Origin of the sequence: Streptomyces sp. Tue6028 (assembly GCF_002300165.1) — a bacterium.
Taxonomy (GTDB): Bacteria; Actinomycetota; Actinomycetes; order Streptomycetales; family Streptomycetaceae; genus Streptomyces; species Streptomyces siamensis.
The window spans coordinates 60743-83922 of the sequence record NZ_MLCE01000026.1; the positions used below are offsets into that span (position 1 = coordinate 60743).

General features: G+C 71.3%; 22 protein-coding genes, 1 tRNA gene and 1 pseudogene. 14 read left to right on the forward strand and 10 right to left on the reverse strand.

All coding sequences use genetic code 11. The features are described from left to right. Positions 1 to 3: 3 nt before the first annotated feature. Positions 4 to 77: transfer RNA gene (locus BKI49_RS24970), tRNA-Met, on the forward strand. 151 nt (positions 78 to 228) lie between these two features. Here BKI49_RS24970 and BKI49_RS24975 read toward each other — a convergent pair. Further along, positions 229 to 645: a Fur family transcriptional regulator gene (locus BKI49_RS24975; RefSeq protein ID WP_095936526.1), complete on the reverse strand. Its 417-nt coding sequence runs from the start codon at positions 643 to 645 to the stop codon at positions 229 to 231. Positions 646 to 717: 72 nt separating this feature from the next. On the opposite strand from BKI49_RS24975, the gene BKI49_RS24980 reads away from it, so the two are divergent. Continuing rightward, positions 718 to 2241, forward strand: coding sequence for a catalase (locus BKI49_RS24980; RefSeq protein WP_095936527.1), 1524 nt, complete (start codon positions 718 to 720; stop codon positions 2239 to 2241). A 101-nt stretch (positions 2242 to 2342) separates the two neighbouring features. On the opposite strand, the gene BKI49_RS24985 is transcribed toward BKI49_RS24980, so the two are convergent. Further along, positions 2343 to 2735 (reverse strand): CBS domain-containing protein, encoded by a 393-nt coding sequence (locus BKI49_RS24985; protein ID WP_028802035.1) that lies wholly within the window; start codon positions 2733 to 2735, stop codon positions 2343 to 2345. A gap of 156 nt (positions 2736 to 2891) precedes the next feature. Continuing rightward, a complete protein-coding gene (gene hisN / locus BKI49_RS24990; protein ID WP_095936528.1) occupies positions 2892 to 3692 on the reverse strand; it encodes a histidinol-phosphatase in 801 nt (266 codons plus the stop codon). A gap of 262 nt (positions 3693 to 3954) precedes the next feature. Between hisN and BKI49_RS24995 the strand changes: the two genes are divergently transcribed. Continuing rightward, on the forward strand, positions 3955 to 4560 hold the full coding sequence (locus tag BKI49_RS24995; protein ID WP_095936745.1) for a TetR/AcrR family transcriptional regulator: 606 nt from the start codon (positions 3955 to 3957) through the stop codon (positions 4558 to 4560). Between the two features lie 233 nt (positions 4561 to 4793). Here the strand turns inward: BKI49_RS24995 and BKI49_RS25000 are convergent, their stop codons facing one another. The 4 genes from BKI49_RS25000 to BKI49_RS25015 all read right to left on the reverse strand — a co-directional run bounded on the left by BKI49_RS25000 (position 4794) and on the right by BKI49_RS25015 (position 8907). Further along, a complete protein-coding gene (locus BKI49_RS25000) occupies positions 4794 to 5117 on the reverse strand; it encodes a DMT family transporter (protein ID WP_028802038.1) in 324 nt (107 codons plus the stop codon). 235 nt (positions 5118 to 5352) lie between these two features. Beyond that, positions 5353 to 6363 (reverse strand): ribosome small subunit-dependent GTPase A, encoded by a 1011-nt coding sequence (gene rsgA, locus BKI49_RS25005; RefSeq protein WP_095936529.1) that lies wholly within the window; start codon positions 6361 to 6363, stop codon positions 5353 to 5355. Between the two features lie 16 nt (positions 6364 to 6379). Further along, a complete protein-coding gene (gene aroA / locus BKI49_RS25010; RefSeq protein WP_095936530.1) occupies positions 6380 to 7720 on the reverse strand; it encodes a 3-phosphoshikimate 1-carboxyvinyltransferase in 1341 nt (446 codons plus the stop codon). Positions 7721 to 8184: 464 nt separating this feature from the next. Then, complete coding sequence (locus BKI49_RS25015) at positions 8185 to 8907, reverse strand: M50 family metallopeptidase (RefSeq protein WP_095936531.1); 723 nt, start codon at positions 8905 to 8907, stop codon at positions 8185 to 8187. A 50-nt stretch (positions 8908 to 8957) separates the two neighbouring features. Between BKI49_RS25015 and BKI49_RS25020 the strand changes: the two genes are divergently transcribed. From BKI49_RS25020 to BKI49_RS25065, 10 genes and pseudogenes are all read left to right on the forward strand, one after another. Next, complete coding sequence (locus tag BKI49_RS25020; protein WP_095936532.1) at positions 8958 to 9773, forward strand: SOS response-associated peptidase; 816 nt, start codon at positions 8958 to 8960, stop codon at positions 9771 to 9773. Positions 9774 to 9816: 43 nt separating this feature from the next. Next, positions 9817 to 10446: an alpha/beta hydrolase family protein gene (locus tag BKI49_RS25025; RefSeq protein WP_095936746.1), complete on the forward strand. Its 630-nt coding sequence runs from the start codon at positions 9817 to 9819 to the stop codon at positions 10444 to 10446. A gap of 254 nt (positions 10447 to 10700) precedes the next feature. After that, positions 10701 to 11384, forward strand: a complete 684-nt coding sequence (sigR, locus tag BKI49_RS25030; protein WP_179332573.1) for an RNA polymerase sigma factor SigR — start codon at positions 10701 to 10703, stop codon at positions 11382 to 11384. Continuing rightward, complete coding sequence (rsrA, locus tag BKI49_RS25035) at positions 11381 to 11683, forward strand: mycothiol system anti-sigma-R factor (protein ID WP_028802045.1); 303 nt, start codon at positions 11381 to 11383, stop codon at positions 11681 to 11683. Before sigR ends, rsrA begins: the two co-directional genes overlap by 4 nt. A gap of 157 nt (positions 11684 to 11840) precedes the next feature. Beyond that, positions 11841 to 13158: pseudogene (locus BKI49_RS25040) on the forward strand (HD-GYP domain-containing protein); the annotation flags it as partial. A 928-nt stretch (positions 13159 to 14086) separates the two neighbouring features. Next, on the forward strand, positions 14087 to 15355 hold the full coding sequence (locus BKI49_RS25045) for an HD-GYP domain-containing protein (protein WP_257004946.1): 1269 nt from the start codon (positions 14087 to 14089) through the stop codon (positions 15353 to 15355). Positions 15356 to 15574: 219 nt separating this feature from the next. Continuing rightward, on the forward strand, positions 15575 to 16555 hold the full coding sequence (locus tag BKI49_RS25050) for a tetratricopeptide repeat protein (RefSeq protein ID WP_095936534.1): 981 nt from the start codon (positions 15575 to 15577) through the stop codon (positions 16553 to 16555). 133 nt (positions 16556 to 16688) lie between these two features. Next, positions 16689 to 17339, forward strand: a complete 651-nt coding sequence (def, locus tag BKI49_RS25055) for a peptide deformylase (RefSeq protein ID WP_095936535.1) — start codon at positions 16689 to 16691, stop codon at positions 17337 to 17339. 368 nt (positions 17340 to 17707) lie between these two features. Beyond that, the gene (gene cyc1, locus BKI49_RS25060; protein ID WP_095936748.1) at positions 17708 to 18793 is read left to right on the forward strand and encodes an epi-isozizaene synthase; all 1086 of its coding nucleotides are present in this window, start codon (positions 17708 to 17710) and stop codon (positions 18791 to 18793) included. Then, the gene (locus BKI49_RS25065; RefSeq protein ID WP_095936536.1) at positions 18790 to 20199 is read left to right on the forward strand and encodes a bifunctional albaflavenone monooxygenase/terpene synthase; all 1410 of its coding nucleotides are present in this window, start codon (positions 18790 to 18792) and stop codon (positions 20197 to 20199) included. The genes cyc1 and BKI49_RS25065 overlap by 4 nt, the downstream gene beginning before the upstream one ends. Positions 20200 to 20223: 24 nt before the next feature. Here BKI49_RS25065 and BKI49_RS25070 read toward each other — a convergent pair whose 3' ends face one another. Further along, the gene (locus BKI49_RS25070; protein ID WP_095936537.1) at positions 20224 to 21189 is read right to left on the reverse strand and encodes a helix-turn-helix domain-containing protein; all 966 of its coding nucleotides are present in this window, start codon (positions 21187 to 21189) and stop codon (positions 20224 to 20226) included. A 94-nt stretch (positions 21190 to 21283) separates the two neighbouring features. Here BKI49_RS25070 and BKI49_RS25075 point away from each other — a divergent pair, with 94 nt between their 5' ends. Beyond that, on the forward strand, positions 21284 to 21523 hold the full coding sequence (locus BKI49_RS25075; protein WP_095936538.1) for a hypothetical protein: 240 nt from the start codon (positions 21284 to 21286) through the stop codon (positions 21521 to 21523). Here the strand turns inward: BKI49_RS25075 and BKI49_RS25080 are convergent. Both BKI49_RS25080 and BKI49_RS25085 read right to left on the reverse strand, forming a co-directional pair. Continuing rightward, positions 21484 to 21939 carry a hypothetical protein gene (locus BKI49_RS25080; RefSeq protein ID WP_095936539.1) on the reverse strand — a complete coding sequence of 152 codons (456 nt, stop codon included), beginning with the start codon at positions 21937 to 21939 and terminating at the stop codon, positions 21484 to 21486. The two genes, BKI49_RS25075 and BKI49_RS25080, sit on opposite strands and share 40 nt — an antisense overlap. Before the next feature lie 259 nt (positions 21940 to 22198). Then, positions 22199 to 23155 (reverse strand): ribonucleotide-diphosphate reductase subunit beta, encoded by a 957-nt coding sequence (locus BKI49_RS25085; protein WP_373557590.1) that lies wholly within the window; start codon positions 23153 to 23155, stop codon positions 22199 to 22201. Positions 23156 to 23180 lie beyond the last annotated feature (25 nt).

Consider the following 23180-nt stretch of genomic DNA (forward strand, 5'->3'; position numbering starts at 1 on the left):
CGACGCGGGGTGGAGCAGCTCGGTAGCTCGCTGGGCTCATAACCCAGAGGTCGCAGGTTCAAATCCTGTCCCCGCTACTGAAGGCCGAAGGCCCGGAACCAATGGTTCCGGGCCTTCGGTGTGTTCCCGGCCGGGTCGGCAGGAGCGGCGCAGGGCCGGGGAGAGCGCTACGGAGGCAAGGCGAAGGCCCCGGCACCTGTCACAGGTGCCGGGGCCTTCGTGTGCGTTCTAGGCCGCCGCGCAGTTCGGGCAGACGCCGCGGTACGTCACCTCGACGTCCGAGACGGTGAAGCCGAAGCGCTCCGAGTCCGGAAGGTCGGCGAGCGGATTGCCGTCCGGATGCACGTCGCGGATCGCGCCGCAGCGGGCGCAGACCAGGTGGTGGTGCGGGCGGTGCGCGTTCGGGTCGTACCGCTTGGCGCGCTTGTCCGTGGCGACTTCCAGCACCTCGCCGAGCGAGACCAGCTCACCCAGCGTGTTGTAGACGGTCGCCCGGGAGATCTCGGGCAGCTTGACCACGGCCCGCGCATGCACCTCGTCGGCCGTCAGATGGACGTGATCGCCGTCGAGGACCTCGGCCACGACACGTCGCTGCGCGGTCATCCGCCATCCGCGTCCGCGCAGCCGTTCCAACAGGTCACTCATGAGAGTCAGCGTATCAGCAACGGGACCAGTTCACGAATAGGTGTGACTTTGGATGCTGGCTTGACTTAGACAATGTCTATTGTAGGGTCGAGATCGAAGTCGGCCGATGGACAGGATTGGCCTGGAACGACGCAGGAGGCGCACGTGACGCAGGGACCGCTTACGACGGAGGCCGGCGCGCCGGTGGCCGACAACCAGAACAGCGAGACCGCGGGCGTCGGCGGCCCGGTCCTCGTCCAGGATCAGCTCCTGATGGAGAAGCTCGCGCACTTCAACCGTGAGCGCATCCCGGAGCGCGTCGTGCATGCCCGGGGCGCGGGCGCCTACGGCACCTTCACGGTCACCGCCGACGTCACCCGGTACACGCGTGCCGCGTTCCTCTCCGAGGTCGGCAAGCAGACGGAGACCTTTCTGCGCTTCTCGACCGTGGCCGGCAACCTGGGCGCGGCGGACGCGGTCCGCGACCCGCGCGGCTGGGCGCTGAAGTTCTACACCGAAGAGGGCAACTACGACCTCGTCGGCAACAACACCCCGGTGTTCTTCATCAAGGACGCCATCAAGTTCCCCGACTTCATCCACACGCAGAAGCGCGACCCGTACACCGGCTCGCAGGAGGCGGACAACGTGTGGGACTTCTGGGGGCTGTCCCCCGAGTCCACGCACCAGGTGACCTGGCTGTTCGGCGACCGCGGCATCCCGGCCTCGTACCGTCACATGAACGGCTACGGCTCGCACACGTACCAGTGGAACAACGAGGCCGGCGAGGTCTTCTGGGTCAAGTACCACTTCAAGACCGACCAGGGCATCAAGAACCTCACCCAGGCCGAGGCCAACCGACTCGCCGGTGAGGACCCCGACTCCCACCAGCGCGACCTGCGCGAGTCCATCGAGCGCGGCGACCTCCCGACCTGGACCGTGCAGGTGCAGATCATGCCGGCGGCGGACGCGGCGACGTACCGCTTCAACCCGTTCGACCTCACCAAGGTGTGGCCGCACGAGGACTACCCGCCGATCGAGATCGGCAAGCTGGAGCTCAACCGCAACCCGCAGAACGTCTTCGCCGAGGTCGAGCAGTCGATCTTCAGCCCCGCGCACTTCGTGCCGGGCATCGGCCCCTCGCCCGACAAGATGCTCCAGGGCCGCCTGTTCGCGTACGGCGACGCCCACCGCTACCGCGTCGGCATCAACGCCGACCACCTGCCGGTGAACCGCCCGCACGCCACCGAGGCCCGGACCAACTCCCGTGACGGCTTCCTGTACGACGGACGCCACGGAGGCGGGAAGAACTACGAGCCCAACAGCTTCGGTGGGCCGTTCCAGACGGAGCGGCCGCTGTGGCAGTCCACTTCGGTGACCGGCGGGACCGGCAACCATGCGGCTCCCGTGCACGCCGAGGACGACGACTTCGTGCAGGCGGGCAATCTCTACCGTCTGATGTCCGAGGACGAGAAGGGCCGGCTCGTCGAGAACCTGGCCGGCTTCATCGCCAAGGTCTCGCGCGACGATATCGCCGAGCGCGCGATCGACAACTTCCGGCGTGCGGACGGCGACTTCGGCAAGCGGCTGGAGGCCGCGGTCCAGGCCCTGCGCGGCTGACCACCAGCAAGGGAACGCTTGTCGTGGGCGGCGGGCCGGATCTCCTCGGTGTCCCGAGGGGGTCCGGCCCGTCGGCATGGGCGGGGACGAGGGAGTGCGGGTCAGGCGGGCACCTGCTGTCGCGCCGGGGCCCAGCAGCGGATGATGTCGCGGACCGAGACGATGCCGACCGGGCCGCTGTCGTCCAGCACGATCAGATGGCGGAAGCCGCCGTGGGCCATCGCCGACGCGGCCTCCTCCAGCGTCCAGGCGGGTGCGGCGAAGACGACGTCGGTGGTGGTGTGGGTGCCCGCGGTCTCGGCGTCCGGATTCTGGTCGTGGGCGAGGGAGTTGAGGATGTCGCGCTCGGTGAGGATGCCGAGGCCGGAGGAGTCCTCGTCGAGGACCACGGCCGCGCCGACGCGGCGTGCGGACATCAGGCGGGCCGCCTGGCGGAGGGTGTGTGCCGGGCCGATGGTGAGGACCACCGTGCTCATGGCGTCGCGGACGAGCATGGACGGAGCCACCTCCTACGAATCCCTCGCGCTTGCGAGCGGGTTCACAAATTCACAAGTGGGGGGATTCTCAGGGTGGCAGTTAAAGAGAGGGTCAACAAGAGGGCGCGTGCGGCGAGTTCGGGGCGCCCGGGGAGTGTGCGCAGGAGTCCCGGTTCAGTACCGCTGGTTCAAATACCCCAGCAGTTCGTCGTGCAGGACGCCGTTCGACGCGGCCGCGTTGCCGCTGTGCGGGCCCGGACGGCCGTCGAGGCCGCTGAACGAGCCGCCCGCCTCGGTCACGACGATCGCGTTCGCCGCCATGTCCCAGAGCGACAGCTCCGGTTCGGCGCAGATGTCCACCGAGCCCTCGGCGACCATCATGTACGGCCAGAAGTCGCCGTATCCGCGGGTGCGCCAGACCGCCCGGGTGAGGTCGAGGAAGCCGTCGAGGCGGCCCTGCTCCTCCCAGCCGCTCAGTGACGAGTACGCGAACGAGGCGTCGGCCATGCGCGAGACGCGCGAGACCTGGAGCCGGGACGCGGAGGAGAGACTGCGGCCGGAGAACGCGCCGTGCCCCTTCGCCGCCCACCAGCGGCGGCCCAGCGCGGGCGCGGAGACCAAGCCGACGACGGGCTGGAAGCCGCCCTCGCCCGCCTCCATCAGAGAGATCAACGTCGCCCAGACGGGCACGCCGCGCACGTAGTTCTTGGTGCCGTCGATCGGGTCGACGACCCAGCGGCGCGGGCCCGTGCCCTCGATGCCGTACTCCTCGCCGAGAACCGCGTCGCGTGGCCTCGCCCGCTGGAGCTGACCACGGATGAGCTCCTCGGCGGCCTTGTCCGCCTCGCTCACCGGCGTCATGTCCGGCTTGGTCTCGACCTTCAGGTCGAGGGCTTTGAACCGGTCCATCGTCGCGGCGTCGGCGGCGTCCGCGAGGACATGGGCGAGACGCAGGTCATCGAGATAGTCGGGCATGACCGAACCGTATCTGCCCGCGTCAGGCCGGGGCTACACGGGCCGAGGATCATTGCGGCACCGGCAGGTGGGCGGGCACCCGGCGCGTGCCGGCCTCGACCGGTCGGCGGCCTCCGGCGCTGCGGCACCCGTGCGGCTCGCGCGCCCCGGCCGGTGCGCGTGCGGGACGATGCGCGCCCCTCGGGGCCACCGCGAACCCTTGACAGTGCCTTTGTGCGCGTCAAATCTGAGCTGCAGACTCGCTCGCCCCAGGGAGGCGATGATGCCTGCAGCGCGGGATTCCCTCTTGGACGCCGCGTACACGGCGTTGGCGCGTCGCGCATGGTCCGCGGTGCGGATGGTCGATGTGGCCGCCGTGGCCGGAGTGTCGCGCCAGACGCTGTACAACGAGTTCGGGAGCAAGGAGGGGCTCGCGCGGGCCCTCGTACGGCGGGAGGCGGACGCCTATCTCGCCGGCGTCGAACGGGCGCTGGCGGGGCACACCGACGCGCGGGACCGGCTCGTCGCGACCGCCGAGTGGACCGCTTCGGCCGCGCGGAGCAACGCGCTCGTGCGGGCGATGCTCACGGGGTGCTGGAGCGAACGGCTGCCCGCGCCGACGCTGTCGGCGGTGCCCTCGTCGTCCGCGGTGCCCGCGCAGCGACGGGCCGACGGGCCGCTGCCCTCACCCGTGGACTTCGTGGCGCTGGTGCGCGACCGTGCCGTCGCGGCGCTCGCCGCCTCTCCGGCGGACACGGCGGAGGTGGCCCGTTCCTGTGAACTCGTCGTCCGGCTGGCCCTGTCCTGCGTGGCGGCACCGCCCGGAGACGGCGGGGTCACCGATCTGGTGAAGACCGCGCTGGCACCGTCCCACCGGCTGGGCATCTGAGCGGTCCGCACGGGAGGGGCGGGTCTGCGGGACGGCGGGGTCGGCAGAGCCTGCGGGCCGCCTGCGGGACTGACGGGACTGACGGGACTGACGGGGTCGGGCAGAGCCTGCGGGACCGCCGAGACCCACGGAGCCGACGGGACCGATGGGCGGTACGCGCCTGTGGCCCGCGCCCGTATCGCGGCCCGCGGCCCGTATCGCGCTGCCCGGCGCCCCCGCGAGCGAGCGCGTGGCTAGTGGGCCGATCCGGACAGTTGCAGCCCGATGACCCCGATGATGACGAGGCTGATCGAGACGATCTTGAGGGTCGACACCAGGTCGCCGAGGAAGATCATGCCGTAGATCGCGGTGCCCGCCGCGCCGATGCCGGTCCACACCGCGTACGCGGGACCGACGTCCAGCTTCTTCAGGGAGAGGGTCAGCAGGCCGAAGCTGCCGAGCGCGAAGACGCAGAAGGCGACCGTCGGCCAGAGTCTGGTGAAGCCGTGCGAGAGCTTCAGACAGACGGCGAAGCCGGTTTCGAGCAGTCCCGCCACAACGACCAGCAGCCACGCCATTTCTTTTCCTCCCGTGTCCGCACGTCGACTGCTTCGTCTGGGGCGGACCCGGCCGGCGGCCCCGGACGCGGTGCGTGCCGGGCGGCGTGGGGTGTGCCCGAACCTCTCCGGGTCGCTCGGTGTGATTATGCATTTGCCGACCGGCCAAACCCTTACCGACGGGCCGCGGACGCAAACACCGCCGAGGTCAGATCGTCCCTCGGACACCTGGCCACGGCCGCCGCGGCCCTCCTGGTCAGTCTCCCTCGTGGCGCTCCCGCGTCGCCAGCAGACGGCGCAGGGAGTACAGCCGCTGCGGATCCGCGTGGCCGTCCGCCACCCATTGGTCCAGCGCGCAGTCCGGCTCGTCGTGGCTGCAAGCGCGGGGGCAGCCCTCGGTGCCCGGTTCGAGATCGGGGAAGGCGTGGATGACCCGCGACGGATCGACATGGTGCAGACCGAAGGAACGGACGCCCGGGGTGTCGATGACCCAGCCCTCGTCGTCCGAGAGCGGCAGCGCCAGCGCGGAGGTGGTGGTGTGCCGACCGCGGCCGGTCACCGCGTTCACGTGTCCTGTCGTACGCCGCCGGTCGGCCGGGACGAGGGCGTTCACCAGGGTCGTCTTGCCGACGCCGGAGTGCCCCACGAAGGCGGTGATCCTGCCGTCCAGCTGTTCGCGGACCCGGTCCGCCGCGTCGCCGTTCTCCAGCTCCTCACGGCTGGTGACGACGTACGGGATGTCCAACGCGCCGTACAGCTCCAGGAGTTCGTCCGGCGGGGCGAGGTCCGACTTGGTCATCACCAGCAGCGGCTCCAGACCACCGTCGAACGCCGCGACGAGACAGCGGTCGATCAGCCGGGGGCGCGGTTCCGGGTCGGCGAGCGCGGTCACGATGGCGAGCTGGTCGGCGTTGGCCACGACCACCCGCTCGTACGGATCGTCGTCGTCGGCCGTGCGGCGCAGGACCGAGTCGCGCGGCTCGATGCGGACGATGCGGGCGAGCGTGTCCTTCTTGCCGGACAGGTCGCCGACCAGGGCGACCCGGTCACCGACGACGGCGGCCTTGCGACCCAGCTCGCGGGCCTTCATCGCCAGCACCACGCGGTCCTCGACGAGGCAGGTGAGACGCCCCCGGTCGACGGTGAGGACCATGCCCTCGGCCGCGTCCTCGTGCTTGGGGCGGATGTTCGTACGGGGACGGTTGCCCTTGCGGTTGGGGCGCGCGCGGATGTCGTCCTCGTCGGTGTGCTTGCCGTAACGGCGCATGATCCCGGTCCGCCCGTCAGTTCCCGAGCATCCCGGCCCACAGCTCGGGGAAGTCCGGCAGGGTCTTCGCCGTCGTCGCCACGTTCTCGATCTGCACGCCTTCCACCGCCAGACCGATGATCGCGCCCGCGGTGGCCATGCGGTGGTCGTCGTAGGTGTGGAAGACGCCGCCGTGCAGGGGGCGCGGGCGGATGTGGAGGCCGTCGGCGGTCTCGGTGACGTCGCCGCCGAGTTCGTTGATCTCCTTGGTGAGCGCGGCCAGCCGGTCCGTCTCGTGCAGACGCAGGTGGGCGACGCCGCGCAGCGTGGAGGGCGAGTCGGCGAGTGCCGCGACCGCCGCGATGCCGGGGGTCAGCTCGCCGACCTCGCCCAGGTCCACATCGACGCCGTGGATCGCACCCGAACCGGTGAACTCGAGTCCGATGTGGGTCAGTTCGCAGGAGCCGCCCATCTCGGTGAAGATCTCCCGCAGCCGGTCGCCCGGCTGGGTGGTGCGCACGGGCCAGTCGGGGATGACGACCTTGCCGCCGGTCACCAGCGCCGCGGCCAGGAACGGCTGGGCGTTCGACAGGTCCGGCTCGATGATCAGGTCGCGGCCGAGCAGTGCGCCCGGCGTGACCCGCCAGACGTTCGGCTCGCCGCCCGACTCCGGGGTGTCCACCTGGGCGCCGACCGCGCGCAGCATGTCCACCGTCATCCGGATGTGCGGCATGGAGGGCAGGGTGGAGCCGACGTGCCGCACCTCCACCCCCTGGTTGAAGCGCGGGCCGGAGAGCAGCAGGGCGGAGACGAACTGCGACGAGGAGGAGGCGTCGATCTCCACCGGGCCGCCGTCCAGGGCGCCGCCGCCGTACACGGTCAGCGGCAGCGCGCCGCGCGCGTCGTCGTCGATGCGGGCGCCGAGCAGGCGCAGGGCGTCGATCACGCCGTTCAACGGGCGCTCGTACGACCGCGGGTCGCCGTCGAAACGGATGGGGCCGTCGGCGAGCGCGGCGACCGGCGGGAGGAACCGCATCACGGTGCCCGCGTTGCCGACGTCGACCGTGGCCGGGCCGCGCAGGCCCGAGGGGATGATCCGCCAGGCCTCGCCGGAGGAGTCCGGGCCCGCGGCGACCGTGGAGCTGGAGGCCACCGTCTCCTCGATGCCCACGCCCATCGCGCGCAGGGCGCCCGCCATCAGCAAGGTGTCGCGGGAGCGCAGCGGGCGGCGCAGCCAGCCCGGCTCGGAGGCCAGCGCGGCCAGCACGAGAGCGCGGTTGGTGACCGACTTGGACCCCGGCACGTGGACCGTCGCGTCGACGGCTCCGCTCGCGTGCGGGGCGGGCCAGAGGGCGGTGTGGGCGGGGTTCACGGTCATGCGCCCCACTTTAGTGGCTGGCGATGGATGGAAATCTTGATCAAAAGCGGCGAAACATGAGCGAAACAGCCCTCGGATGCGTGCGCGGGCGCGGGCTGTGTCAAGTGCGGCGCCGCCTCTTGCCCGCTTGGGCGCGAATGTGGCGCACTTCCCGGTCCGCACGACGTCCCGCGATCTCACGCGGCCCCACGCCCGCGCGCACGCCCACGGCCCCGCGCGCACGCCCCGCCCCCGCGCCGCGCTCCGGAAGGCGGCCCGCCAGGGACGCGCCCGAGAGCCCTTCGGACCTGCCCGGACTCGGCTCAGGACCCGTTCGGAGTCCGCTCAGGACCCGCCCGATATCCCCTCGGGACGCGCCCGAGATCCGCTCGGCCCGGCCCGGAGTCCCCGCGGGCCGCGTGCCGGGAGCCGACCCGGCCGGCCCGGAGCCCGCCCGGACGGTGGCGCGGACGGTGGCCCGGCCGTCACACCTCCAGCAGCCACCGCCCGCCGCCTATCAGCGAGCACAGCGACACCGCGTGGAAGAGGAACAGCCACATCCCGGCCGGCACGTGCGTGAGCCGCGACAGCTGGTCCGCGTCGGAGTCGCCCGCCCCGCCCCGGCGCCGCTTGGCCTGGAGCTCGAAGGCGGGCCGGACACCGCCGAGCAGCAGGAACCACGCCACCGCGTACGCGAACGCCGCCTGCACCTGCGGTCCCGCCAGCCAGGACACCAGCAGGAAGGTGCCGCCGGTGGCGATCACGGTGAGCGCCCCGTACGCGTTCCTGATCATCACCAGCATGGCCACGAGCAGGGCCGTCGCCAGCCACAGCAGCGCGGTGATGTGCCCCGCCGCGAGCAGGGCGGCGCCGCCCAGGCCGAGCAGCGGGGGAGCGGTGTAGCCCGCGGCGGCGGTGAGGATCATGCCCAGCCCCGTGGGCTTGCCCCGGCTGACCGTCAGGCCGCTGGTGTCGGAGTGCAGCCGGATACCGCTGAGGCTGCGCCCCGTGAGCAGGGCCACCAGACCGTGGCCGCCCTCGTGGGCGATGGTGATGGCGTTCCGGGACACCCGCCAGACGCCGTGCGGGACGATCACCGCGAGGGCGGCGACCAGAGTGGCGATCACCACCCACAGGTCGGGGTCCGGCTGACTGCCGAAGACCTGGTCCCAGAGGCTCGCCAGCGAGGTGGATGCGGTGCTGTCCATTGTCTGCGGTGGCTCCCTGTGGTGTCGCGGAATCTGGCAGTGTGGCACGTATGTGCGGACGGTATGCAGCGAGTCGCAGGCCCGAGGATCTCGCAGGAATCTTTGAGGTCGAGAAGTGGGAGCCCGAGGAGACCCTGGCCCCCGACTACAACGTCGCCCCGACGAAGGAGGTGTACGCGGTTCTCGACCGTCCTCTCAAGGACGCGGACAGTCCGAAGCCGGTTCGCCAGCTGCGCCGGCTCAAGTGGGGACTCGTGCCGTCCTGGGCCAAGACGCCCGAGGGCGGCGCCCGCATGATCAACGCACGTGCGGAGACGGTGCACGAGAAGCCCTCGTACCGCCGTGCCTTCGCGGCCCGGCGGTGCATCATCCCCGCCGACGGCTACTACGAGTGGGTCACCGCGGCGGCCGAGCGCGAGCTGGAGGTCGAGGGCAAGAAGAAGCGTCCGCGCAAGCAGCCGTACTTCGTCACGCCGGCCGACGGTTCGGTCTTCGCGATGGCCGGACTGTACGAGTTCTGGCGCGACAGGACGCTCCCCGACGATCACCCGCAGGCCTGGTGGGTGACGTGCTCCGTGATCACGACCGAGGCCGAGACCACGCCCCTGGCGGTCGCACCCGCCGACGGGCCGTACGCGCTGGCCGACATCCACCCCCGGATGCCCCTGATGCTGACCCCGGACCGCTGGGACTCCTGGCTCGACCCCGCCCGCACGGACGCCGAGGACCTCCGCGAACTGCTCGCACCGCCGCCCGCCGGACTGATGCGCGCCTACCCCGTCTCCACGGCCGTCAGCAACGTCCGCAACAACGGCCCGGAGCTGCTCAGGGAGCTGGAGGGCCCCGAAGAGGGCACACTCTTCTGACGTGACCGAGACCACTGGGACGACCGGGACGAACGAGACCACCGTGACCACCGAGACGATCGAGACCGACGCCGGCACGGCCCGGATCACCTGGCACCGGGCCGCGAAGGCGCGGCTCGTCCTCGCCGCGAGTCACGGCGCGGGCGGCGGCATCGAGGCGCGCGACCTTCGTGCGCTGGCCGCGGTGCTGCCCGCGCACGGCGTGAGCGTCGCGCTCGTCGAGCAGCCCTGGCGGGTGGCGGGCAAGAAGCTGGCACCCGCGCCGAAGACGCTGGACGTGGGGTGGCGCGGACTGTGGCCGGCGTTGGTGCGGCCGGGCCTGCCGGTGATCGCCGGGGGACGCAGCGCCGGCGCCCGCGTCGCCTGCCGGACCGCGACGGAACTGGGCGCCGCCGCCGTGCTGGCCCTCAGCTTCCCGCTGCACCCGCCGGGCAAGCCGGAGAAGTCCCGCGCCGACGAACTGCTCGGCGCCGGGGTGCCCACGCTCGTCGTCCAGGGCGGCAACGATCCGTTCGGGAAGCCGGAGGAGTTCCCCGAGGGCCCGTACGAGCTGATCGAGGTGTCGTACGGCGATCACGGCTTCGCGGTGCCGAAACGGGCTCCGCTCGGCCAGGACGAGGCGCTGAAGATCATCACGGACGGTGTCGCGAAGTGGACCGCGTCACTCGGGTGACGCACGGGAATGCCGGGCGGCGGACAACTGTTGTGTGGAGCAGACAGCACGAACCGTGCTGACCGTTCCGAGGAGAGGAAGTCCGCCGCATGGGTTCGACCATCTGCCCGAGCCGTCGCAGCAGCGCTGACCTGGACTGGACGGTGCTGCACGCGGGTAAGAACGCCCCTATTCGGGCGGCGGGTGGGCCTGATGTTCGTCTATCCTCCGATTCCAGTGGGACCGGTCTCGGTCTCACGACATCGCTTGAGGAGGTGGGTCCGGTCACTGGGACCGACGCAGGGACCGAACACGGCCAGGCGGAGCAGCCCGAGGGCCAGGGCACGGGCACGGAGTCGTCCGCCGAGCGCACCGCGCGCTTCGAGCGGGACGCGCTCGAATTCCTCGACCAGATGTATTCGGCCGCCCTGCGCATGACGCGCAATCCGGCCGACGCCGAGGACCTGGTGCAGGAGACGTACGCGAAGGCGTACGCGTCCTTCCACCAGTTCCGCGAGGGGACCAACCTCAAGGCGTGGCTGTACCGCATTCTCACCAACACCTTCATCAACTCGTACCGCAAGAAGCAGCGCGAACCTCAGCGCAGCGCGGCCGAGGAGATCGAGGACTGGCAGCTCGCACGTGCCGAGTCGCACATGTCGACGGGACTGCGCTCCGCCGAGTCGCAGGCGCTGGACCACCTGCCCGACTCGGACGTCAAGGCGGCGCTGCAGGCGATCCCCGAGGAATTCCGCATCGCGGTCTATCTCGCCGACGTAGAGGGCTTTGCGTACAAGGAGATCGCGGACATCATGGGGACACCCATCGGTACGGTGATGTCCCGGCTCCACCGGGGCCGTCGCCAATTGCGCGGCATGCTTGAGGACTACGCGCGTGACCGCGGGCTGGTTCCGGCCGGCGCCGGAGAGTCGAACGAAGCGAAAGGCTCGGGCTCATGAGCTGCGGAGAGCCGCACGAGACGGATTGCAGTGAGGTACTCGACCATCTGTACGAGTTCCTCGACCATGAGATGCCGGACGCGGACTGCACCAAGTTCGAGGTGCACTTCGAGGAGTGCTCCCCGTGCCTGGAGAAGTACGGCCTCGAGCAGGCCGTGAAGAAGCTGGTCAAGCGGTGCTGCGGCCATGACGACGTGCCGACGGACCTGCGCGCCAAGGTCATGGGCCGCATCGACCTGATCCGCTCCGGGCAGGCTGTGCCCGAGCACGACGTGACCGCGACGCCGCAGGAGTCCTGACTCCCGGCGCGGCGTCGCCTCCTCACGGAGATCGTCCACCAATCACCCGAACGTGCTAATCCGCGGGCTCCGAGCCCGCGGATTCGTTCATACGCGTCCCCGTGCAGTCCCCGCCGCCCTAGGCTCCGGAGCCGGAAGCCGGGGAGGGGGCGAGGAGATGGGGTCGGTCCAGGCGTGGGCCCGCGTCTACGTGGCGTGTGTCGCCCTCGCGGCCCTGGCCTGTCTGGCTCCGCTGCCCGACCTGCGCGCCCCGTGGTGGATCGTCGCGCTGATGGCCCTGCTCTACGCCGGGTGCGAGCGGATCCCGCTCCGGCGCGCCTCCAGAACCGCCCATGGCCGCGATGCCCCGCCGGGGATGGGCACGTTCCTCCCCGTGCTGCTGGCCGGGGCCTTTCTGCTGCCGCCCCCTGCCGCCGCGCTGGTCGCCGTGCCCGGCGCCCTGCTCACCCGGGTCGAACAACGCCCGCGGTGGCTGCGTCGTGTCTGGCGCGCCGCGCAACTCGCCGTCGCGGTCTGGACGGCCTCCCGTGTGCACGGGGCGCTGGGCGGCCGGGACGCGGTCCTCGCGCCCGACTTCCCGTACGCGCTGCTGCCCGCCGGGGCGGCGGTGCTCACCTTCTGCCTGGTCCTGACCGCCCTCGACGGTGGCATCCTGGCGCTCGCCGAACGGGTGCCGGCGCGCGCCGCATGGCGCGGGCTGTTCGCGCGCTCCCTCGCGCCGGTCGGCGTGCACGGGCTCGCGGGGCTGATGATGGCGGTCCTGTGGCGCAGCCCGTACGGGCCCGTCGCCGCGCTGCTCGTGCTGCTGCCGATGTATGTGTCCTGCTGGGTGTTCGCCCAGTATCACCGGGAGCGGGCCGCCCATCAGGCCACCATCCGCGCGCTCGTCCAGGCCGTCGACATCAAGGACGGCTACACCCGCGGGCACAGCGAACGGGTCGGCCAGGCGGCCATGATGATCGCGCGGGAACTGGACATGGACGACCGGCGCGTCGAGGTGCTCCGGTTCGCCGGCATCCTCCACGACGTCGGCAAACTGGGCGTCCCGACGCGGCTGTTGCGCAAGGACGGCCCGCTCACCCCCGAGGAGCGGCGGGTGATCGAACTCCATCCCGAGTACGGGCACGAGATGGTGCGGGGCATCGGGTTCCTCGGGGAGGCCCGGTCGGCGATCCTCCACCACCACGAGCGGCTCGACGGAAGCGGATACCCGTACGGCCTGGTCGGGGCGCAGATTCCCGAGTTCGCGCGGGTCGTGGCCGTCGCGGACGCCTTCGACGCCATGACGTCCACCCGCTCCTACCGGCGGGCCCGGCCGGTGCCCGCCGCGCTGGCGGAACTGGAGCGGTGCGCGGGAGCGCAGTTCGACCCCGGGATGGTGCGGGCGCTCGTCCGGGCGCTCTCCCGGCACGGCTGGCATCCCGTGGTCACCGCGGACACCACGTCGCCGGCCGGCGTCCCGGCGGGCCCGCGGGAAGCGGGGAGCCGCCAGGGCCCCGCGCCAAGCGGCCCCGGCCCGAACGGCTCCCGCCCGCCGGGCCCGCCCGCACCCGACGGCGGCCCCGCCGCCACGCGCGCGACCGACGTCCGGGCGGACGGTCCGCGTACGAGCGGCAGCCGGGCGGACGGTCCGCGTGTCGCCGGGCCCCGGGCGGGTGGCTCGGGTGCGGCCGGCCCTCGGGCGGACGGGCCGCCGGTGAACGGCACCCGGCCGGATGGCCTTCGTGTCACCGACCCCCGGGCCGGTGGCCCACGTACGGCCGAGTCCCGGGCGGACGGTCCGCGGGTGAACGGTCCGCGGGTGAACGGGACGCGGGTGAACGGGACGCGGGTGAACGGGACGCGGTCGGGTGGCTCGCATGTCACCGAACCCCAGGCCGGCGGCCCGGGCACGACCGAACCTCAGGCCGGCGGCCCGGGCACGACCGAACCTCAGGCCGGCGGCCCGGGCACGACCGAACCTCAGGCCGGCGGCCCGGGCACGACCGAACCTCAGGCCGGCGGCCCGGGCACTACGGAACCTCAGGCCGGCGGCCCGGGCACGACCGAACCTCAGGCCGGCGGCCCGGGCACGACCGAACCTCAGGCCGGCGGCCCGGGCACGACCGAACCTCAGGCCGGCGGCCCGGGCACGACCGAACCCCGGGCCGGCGGTTCGCGTGCGACCGGTGCCCCGCTGGACGGTTCGCGTGCGGCCGGGGCCCGGCGGGTCGGTCCGTGGGCGGGTGATGCCGAAGAGGACGGCCCGCCCGTGAGCCAGGCGCCGTCCGGTGCCGGCGGCGGCCCGCGTGTGAACCGGCGACCCTTCGAGGGTGCGGTGTCCGGTGCCGTGCCGGGGGACGGCGCGTCGCAGGAGGACGGTGTCCGGGGTGGCCCCGAGGACATCGGGATCGGGAGGGGCTCATGAGCCTGTCCCGGCCGCTCCCGGCGCCCGCCCTCACCCGTTCGGGCACGGCCTCCTTCAGCGCCCTCGCCCGCACGGGTGCCGCCCTGCTCGGGCTCGCCGCCCTCGCCTCCACGCTGTGGAACGGGCTCGACGACCGGGGCACCGCCCTCGCCTTCGGCCTCCTCGTGACCCTCGGGGAACTGACCCGCTGGAGCGGCGCCGAGGAACGCGAGTCCGCGCCGCTCGGTGCCGCCGCGGCCCTGTCGTACGCCCTGCTCGGGGAGCAGGCGGGACGGCCCAGCGAGCACGGTGCCCTCCAGGTCGTCGCCGTGGTGTCGGCCGCCACCCTGCTCGGCAGCGTGCCGCACGTGGCCAGGGGCCACGCGCCCACCACGGATCACCTCACCCGGCGGGTGCTGACCGTCGGCTTCGCCGCCATCTGCTTCCAACCGCTCTACAACCAGGGCAGGTTGCTGGAGTGGGGCGGTCCGGCGTACGCGGTTCTCCTGGTCGCCCTGCTGGTGCTCACCGCGCTGTGCGACGCCGTCCTCACGGCGGCGATGGCGCACTCGCGCGCCCGGTGGCCGTTCGGGCCGCTGCTGCGGGACGAACTGCGGGCCACGCTCGGCATCGGATCGGCCGTCTGCGCGACCGGGGCCGTGATGTCGCTGGCGGTCGCCGTGGTCGGACTGTGGGCCCTGCCCGTCTTCTCGCTCCCCCTGCTGCTCACCCAGCTCTCCTTCCGCCGGTACGCGGCCGTGCGGGTCACCTACCGGCAGACCATCGCCTCCCTGGCACGGGCCACCGAGATCGCCGGGTACACGCCCGTGGGGCACGCACGCCGGGTGGCGGCCCTCAGTCGGGCCGTCGGCCGGGAGCTGGGGCTCACCGCGCCCGACCTCGTCGTGCTGGAGTACGCGGCACTCATGCACGACATCGGCCAGCTCAGTCTCGTCGACCCCGTGCCCGCCGGGGCCACCGCCGCGCTGTCCGCGGACGAGCAGCGGCGCATCGCCCTGCTGGGCGGGGCCGTCGTCCGCCAGACCGGGGTGGACGCCGAGGTCGCCGTGGTCGTGGAGCGGCAGGCCGACCCGTACCGGGAGCAGCCGATGACCGCGCGGATCGTCCGGACCGTGAACGCATACGAGGAGATGGCCCGGGAAGCAGGACCCGGAGGGCCGCTGGCCGCGCTGGAGAGACTCCGGCTGGCCACGGCCCACGACTACCAGCCGGAAGTGGTGGAGTCGCTGGCCAGGGTGCTGTCGCAGAACAGGGCCGACGGGTGAGAGCCTCGGACCGGAGACGGCGACCGGGCACCGACGGCCGGTCTGACCTCGCCCCGGGCGGGGTAACCCATGGGTAATGAGCGCCCGTCCGACGGTACGTGGTTGGATGCGAGGAAGAGGGTGTTCGGGGGCACGGGCCAGCCCGGGGCTGCACTGTCTTCAAGGGACTCTTCGAAGGACCAGCAGGCGGGAAACGCGAGGAACTGGCAGGCGGGAATCGTGAGGATCTTCGGCAAGGGACGGCACCGGCCCTCCGCCTCATGGCGGCAGGCCACCGACCGTGCGTTCACGCTGATCGGCGACGGCCGGTACGAGGACGCGGGCGCGCTGCTGACACGCGCCGCGGACCTGGAGCCGTGGCTCTCCGAGTCCTGGTTCAACCTGGCTCTGCTGCACAAGTTCCGGCACGACTGGGAACAGGCACGGGCGGCGGGCCTGCGGGCCGTCGCGCTGCTCGACCGGGAGACCGGGGCGCCCGACTGGTGGAACGTGGGCATCGCGGCCACCGCCCTTCAGGACTGGCCACTGGCCCGGCGCGCCTGGCAGGCGTACGGGCTGCGGGTGCCGGGCGGCGCCGCGGTCTCCGGGGAGCCGGTGGGCATGGACCTCGGCAGCGCTGCCGTACGGCTGTCCCCCGAGGGGGAGGCCGAGGTGGTGTGGGGGCGGCGGCTCGACCCCGCCCGTGTGGAGGTGCTGTCCATTCCGCTGCCGTCCTCCGGACGGCGCTGGGGCGAGGTCGTGCTGCACGACGGGGTGCCCCATGGGGAGCGGACCACGGCCGCCGGACACGCCTACCCGGTCTTCGACGAGATCGAGCTGTGGGCGCCCTCGCCCGTTCCCACCTGGGTGGTCCTCCTGGAGGCCGCCACCGAGGACGACCGTGACGCGCTGGAGCAGCTCGCGGCGGACGCGGGCTTCGCCGCCGAGGACTGGTCGTCCTCCGTACGGCTGCTGTGCCGGATGTGCTCCGAGTCGCGGATGCCGTCCGACGAGGGTGACGGCGAGCACCTGGACCCGCACGACCACAGCGAACCCGGGCACCCAGGGCCGCTCGGCCACCGCACCGACGGGCAGCTGTGGGTGCCCGAGCGGGAGTGCGGTCTCGCGGCGCCGGCCGCGCTGGTGCGCGGTCTGCTGGACGGCTGGGTGGCCGACAGCCCCGACTCCCGGGACTGGCGGGACCTGGAAGAGGTCTGCTGAGCGCGCTGGTCCGACGGCCGCGGAAGCCGGCCGGGCTGCGACCGTCCCGCGGGATCGCCGGGAAGTCACCCGGTCGCTCCCCGTAGGCTGTACTCGCAGAATTTCCCAAGGTTTGAGGAAGGCGTACGTCGTCATGGCGCAGCAGGACACCGATCAGCAGCACGCGGGCGTGCTCCCCGTGGACGACGACGGCTTCGTCATCGACACCGAGGACTGCGAGGAGCGCGAGACGGCCTACCGCGAGCGCGGGACCTCGCGGCCGATCACGGTCGTCGGGAATCCCGTGCTGCACAAGGAGTGCAAGGACGTCACGGAGTTCGGCGCGGAGCTGGACCAGCTGGTCGCGGACATGTTCGCCAGCCAGCGCACCGCCGAGGGCGTCGGCCTGGCCGCGAACCAGATCGGCGTGGACCTGAAGGTCTTCGTGTACGACTGCATGGACGACGAGGGCAAGCGGCACGTCGGGGTCGTCTGCAACCCCGTGCTGGTCGAACTGCCCGCCGAGCTGCGCCGTCTGGACGACAGCAACGAGGGCTGCCTCTCGGTGCCGACCGCGTACGCCCCGCTCGCCCGTCCCGACTACGCCGAGGTCACCGGGCAGGACGAGAAGGGCAACCCGGTCAAGGTGCGGGGCACCGGCTACTTCGCCCGTTGCCTCCAGCACGAGACGGATCACCTGTACGGCTACCTGTACATCGACCGTCTCTCCAAGCGTGAGCGCAAGGACGCGCTGCGGCAGATGGCCGAGAACGAGCCCCGCTACCCGATCGTGGCGAACGACTGAGCGGTCCGGCGACCTTCCCGGGAGCGGCCGAGCCACCCGGCGCCCGCCCTCGCGAACGACTGAGACACAAAATGACAGCTGGGACTCACGACCTCTCGTGAGCCCTCTCGAACGGCGCCTGGCCAGGGAACCTTCCTGACCAGGCGCCGTTCGTGTGTGCGTCGCACGTTCGATCCCTTGTGCTCCTCTAGTGATCCATATTCAGTCACACAAGGGGAGATTCTCGGCACCGTGGGGTAGTGAGTGAAGCAAATCCGTTCCCAGAACGGTCAGTTGTGGTGCTGAATGGGAAGGCGGGGATACGCAACGGCGCACGCCCGGCACAGGGAGGGGCGTACCGCCAACAGGCGGCTGAGAGGGGTTTGTTCGTGCATGCTTTCTCACACGGCACTTCATCGACACCGACAGCGGTCGCGGTTCCACCAGCGCTCTCTCTTCCGGTGATCGAGTCAGAGTTTCCCCGTCAACTGCACCCGTATTGGCCCAGACTCCAGGAGAAGACCAGGACCTGGCTCCTCGAAAAACGGCTCATGCCGGCGGACAAGGTCGAGGAATATGCCGACGGCTTGTGCTACACGGACCTCATGGCGGGCTACTACATAGGCGCCCCCGACGACGTCATGCAGGCGATAGCGGACTACAGCGCCTGGTTCTTCGTCTGGGACGACCGGCACGACCGGGACGTCATCCACGGCCGGACCGACGCCTGGCGCAGACTCAGGTTCCGGCTCCACGCGGCCCTCGACTCTCCCGGGGACCACCTGCACCACCCCGATCCCCTGGTCGCGGGGTTCGCGGACAGCACGGTGCGCCTGTACTCGTTCCTCGGCAAGAAGTGGAACGAGCGGTTCGCACTCCACTTCCATGCGGTGATCGAGGCGTACGACCGAGAATTCCGCAACCGTACGTCCGGCACCGTCCCCACGGTCGACGCATACCTGGAACTACGCCGACTGACATTCGCGCACTGGATCTGGACCGATCTGCTGGAGCCCAGCGCGCAGTTCGAACTTCCCGTCGCCGTACGGAAAAACCCGGCCTATGAGCGTGCGGCACTGCTCAGTCAGGAATTCGCCGCCTGGTACAACGATCTGTGTTCGCTTCCCAAGGAAATAGCGGGTGACGAGGTCCACAATCTCGGAATCAGTCTCATTCATCACGACGGGCTGACACTCGAAGAGGCGGTCACGGAGATAAGGCGGCGCGTCGAGGAATGCATCAGTGAATTCCTCGTCGCCGAACGGGACGCATTACGGTTCGCCGACTCCCTCATGGACGGCACCGTGGAGGAAAAGGCGACGGGCGTCGCCGTCAGGGCGTGCATCGGAAATATGCGGAACTGGTTCAGCTCCGTGTACTGGTTCCACCACGAGTCGGGCCGGTACATGGTCGACAACTGGGACGACCGCTCCACACCCCCGTACGTCAACAATGAAGCGGCAGGTGAGAAATGACCGTCGAGTCATCCCCCGAGCTCTCGGCCGCGCCCGACCGGGCGGCACCCCCGCGGACTCCGGCCCCCCGTGCGCCGGAGCTGTCCGTCCCGCCCCTCGCGGGCGGCGGTGTGCCGGGCCTCGGCCACGGCTGGAAACTGGTCCGCGACCCGCTGGGCTTCCTCGCCCAGCTGCGCGACCACGGCGACGTCGTCCGGCTCAAGCTGGGCCCCAAGACGGTGTACGCCGTCACCACTCCCGCGCTCACCGGGGCGCTGGCCCTCGATCCCGACTACGAGATCGGCGGCCCGCTGTGGGAGTCCCTCGAAGGACTGCTGGGCAAGAAGGGCGTCGCGACCGCCAACGGACCGCTGCACCGGCGCCAACGGCGCACCATACAGCCGGCGTTCCGGGCCGACATCATCCCCGAGTACGGGCCGATCATGGAGGAGGAGGCGCGTGCGTTCGCGGCCCGCTGGGAGCCGGGGACGGCGGTCGACTGCACCTCGGAGTCGTTCCGTGTCGCCGTCCGGATCGCGGCCCGCTGCCTGCTGCGCGGCAAGTTCATGGACGAGCGTGCGGAGCGGCTGAGCATCGCGCTCACGACCGTGTTCCGCGGCATGTACCGGCGCATGGTCATCCCGGCGGGGCCGCTCTATCGGCTGCCCCTTCCCCCATTGCGCAAATTCGACCACGCATTGGCCGATTTGCATGACCTCGTCGACGAGATCATCGACGAACGACGGTCATCTGGTCAAAAGCCGGACGATTTGCTGACGGCATTGCTGGAAGCGAAGGACGACAACGGCGACCTCATCGACGAACAGGAGATCCACGACCAAGTCGTCGCGATACTCACGCCCGGCAGCGAAACCATCGCGTCCACGATCATGTGGCTCCTCCAGGTCCTCGCGGAACATCCGGAACAGGCGGACAAGGTGGCCGCAGAGGTCAAATCCGTCGTGGGGGACCGGCCCGTCGGATTCGACGACGTCCGGAAGCTGTCCCACACGAACAATGTCGTCGTCGAGGCGATGCGGTTGTGCCCCGCCGTATGGATATTGACGCGGCGGGCGGTGACCGAAACCGAGCTCGGTGGCTATCGCATTCCGGCCGGTGCCGACATCGTCTACAGCCCGTACGCGATCCAGCGCGACCCCCGCTCGTACCGGCAGCACCTGGATTTCGATCCCGAGCGCTGGCTTCCGGAACGGTCCAAGGACATCCCGAAGTACGCGATGCGCCCGTTCAGCCTGGGCAACCGGAAGTGCCCGAGTGACCACTTCTCGATGGCGCAGCTCACCCTGATCACCGCGACCGTGGCGTCCCGCTGGCGCTACGAGCAGGTGTCCGGGTCCAATGACACGACCCGTGTCGGCATCACCCTGCGCCCGCACAAGCTGCTGCTCACGGCACGTCCGCGCTGATCCCGCGCGCCCACCGGCGCACCTTCAGGCCGCCCGCGGGCCCCTGAAGGTGCGCCGGTACGTCTGCGGGGTGGTGCCCAGGATCCGGACGAACTGATGGCGCAGGGCCGCCGCGTTGCCGAACCCGGTCCGGCTCGCGATCGCATCCGTCGTCTCGTCCGTGGCCTCCAGCAACTCCTGTGCCAGCAACACCCGTTGACGCAGGATCCAGCGGTACGGGGTGGTGCCCGTCTCCTGCTGGAAGCGGCGCGCGAAAGTGCGCGGAGCCAAGTGGGCGCGGGCCGCGAGCTGTTCGACGGTGACGTCCTCGGCGAGGTGCCGCTCCATCCAGGCCAGCACGTCGCCGATCGTGTCGCCCGGGGAGCGGGGCAGCGGGCGCTCGATGTACTGGGCCTGACCGCCGTCGCGGTGCGGGGGCACCACCATCCGGCGGGCGATGGCGTTGGCGACTTCCGGGCCCTGCTCCTTGCGGACCAGGTGGAGACAGGCGTCGATGCCCGCGGCGGTGCCGGCGGAGGTGAGCACCGGGTCCTCGTCGACGTACAGCACGTCGGGTTCGACGATCGCCCGGGGATGGCGGCGCGCGAGCTCCTCCGCGTGGCGCCAGTGCGCGCTGCACCGCCGTCCGTCGAGGAGCCCGGCCGCGCCGAGGGCGAAGACCCCGGAGCAGACACTGAGGACCCGGGCTCCGCGGCCGACGGCCCGGCGCAGGGCCTCCAGCAGTGCGGGCGGGTACTCCCGGCCGGTGAAGTTCTCGCCGGCCGGGACGACGACGAGGTCGGCCTCCTCGACCCGGTCGAGGCCGTACGGGGTGGACAGGGTGAGGCCCGCGACGTGCGTACCCAGGTCCGGGCCCTCGGCCGAGGCGACGGCGAAGTCGTAGACGGGCAGGCCGTCGTCGCTGCGGTCGAGCCCGAACACCTCGCAGACCACGCCGAGTTCGAAGGGATGCACGCCGTCGAGCAGGACGGCGGCCACGTTCTTCAGCATGCGCCCCAGTGTGCCGTGGAAGTGGCAGTAATTCGAGGGTGTGCGGCAGTACTGCCACTGCCGGTAAGGAGTGAACGGCGCGACACTAGTGTCCATGAACGCACTCATGGACAACTTCGTCGGAATCCTGACCGTCCTGGGGATCTTCGGAGCGGTGGCCCTCCCGTCGCTGATCGGACTCGCCCACGAGCGGCGCGTGGACAGGCAGCTGAGGGAGGCACGCTCCCGCGCGGAGGCCGACCGCCCCGGGCGCGGGGCCCTGCCGCCCGCGGGCGGTGAGCGCTCCTCACGGACTCACGGCTTCGTCACCACCACGGTGACCGCCCACTCCTGAAGCCCCTCGCAGGAGATCCGGGCCGGATCGCTCGGGCACAGCGGGCGGGACGAGGTGAGCCGCACCGTACCCGCCGAGACGGCCTTGAACGCGGAGGACGCGTCACCGGCCTGGAGGACGACACCGCTGTTGGTGGCCTCCAGGCCGCTGCCGCCGGCCTTGACGGGCGCCCACGGCCGCGCGGACGTGCCGTCCAGCCCGATCCGGATCACCTCGCCCACGGACAGGCAGAACGTACGGCCGGTGTCGGTGGCGGCGAGCTCCGCCCGTGCCGCGGCACAGCCCTTCGGGGTGGTGGGGGCAGGTGACACGGTGCCGCTGCCGCCCGCTTCGCCCCCGCCCTGCGTGCCGCAGCCCGCGAGAAGCAGTGCCAGCGCGGCGAGGGCCGGCATCCGGTGGTGGGTCGTTCGGCGCATGAGATGACCTCCTTGCCCTTTGGACGTGCCACGGGCGCCCCAGGATCCACTCGCTCCTGGACGCGGTGCCACGGCCAGGCAGCTCCCGCCCCGCCGTACGCGCGACACGGCACCGCGGCGAAGGCCCCGCCGGCCGGGCGGCACGCGGGACACGGCGCCGCAGCGAAGGCCTCGCCGGCCCGGCTGGGCGCCGCGGGGCCGGCGCGACACGACGACGCCGGGCCGCACAAGCGGCCCGGCGTCGCCCACGGTGCACCCGTCAGAAGTCCTCGTCGAGGTCGACGGTGCCCTCCACGGCGACCTGGTACGCCGACGGGCGCCGCTCGAAGAAGTTGGTCAGCTCCTGCACGCCCTGGAGCTCCATGAAGGAGAACGGGTTCTCCGAGCCGTACACAGGCGCGAAGCCCAGCCGCGAGAGCCGCTGGTCGGCGACGCACTCCAGGTACTGGCGCATCGAGTCGGTGTTCATGCCCGGCAGACCGTCACCGCACAGGTCGCGGGCGAACTGCAGCTCGGCCTCGACGGCCTCCCGCAGCATGTCCGTCACCTGCTGCTCCAGCTGGTCGTCGAACAGGTCCGGCTCCTCCTTGCGGACCGTGTCGACCACCTCGAAGGCGAACGACATGTGCATCGTCTCGTCGCGGAACACCCAGTTGGTGCCGGTCGCGAGGCCGTGCAGCAGGCCGCGGCTGCGGAACCAGTAGACGTAGGCGAAGGCGCCGTAGAAGAAGAGCCCCTCGATGCACGCCGCGAAGCAGATGAGGTTGAGCAGGAAGCGGCGGCGGTCCGCCCTGCTCTCCAGCCGGTCCAACTTCTCGACCGAGTCCATCCACTTGAAGCAGAACTCGGCCTTCTCGCGGATGGAGGGGATGTTCTCCACGGCCGCGAAGGCGGCGGTCCGGTCCTCCGGGTCGGGCAGATAGGTGTCCAGCAGCGTCAGATAGAACTGGACGTGGACCGCCTCCTCGAAGAGCTGCCGGCTCAGGTAGAGCCGCGCCTCCGGGGAGTTGATGTGCTTGTACAGCGTCAGCACCAGGTTGTTCGCCACGATCGAGTCGCCCGTCGCGAAGAAGGCGACCAGACGGCCGATCAGGTGCTGCTCCGCCGGGGACAGCTTCGCGAGGTCGGCGACGTCCGAGTGGAGGTCGACCTCCTCGACGGTCCAGGTGTTCTTGATGGCGTCCCGGTAGCGCTCGTAGAAGTCGGGGTAGCGCATCGGGCGCAGAGTCAGCTCGAAGCCG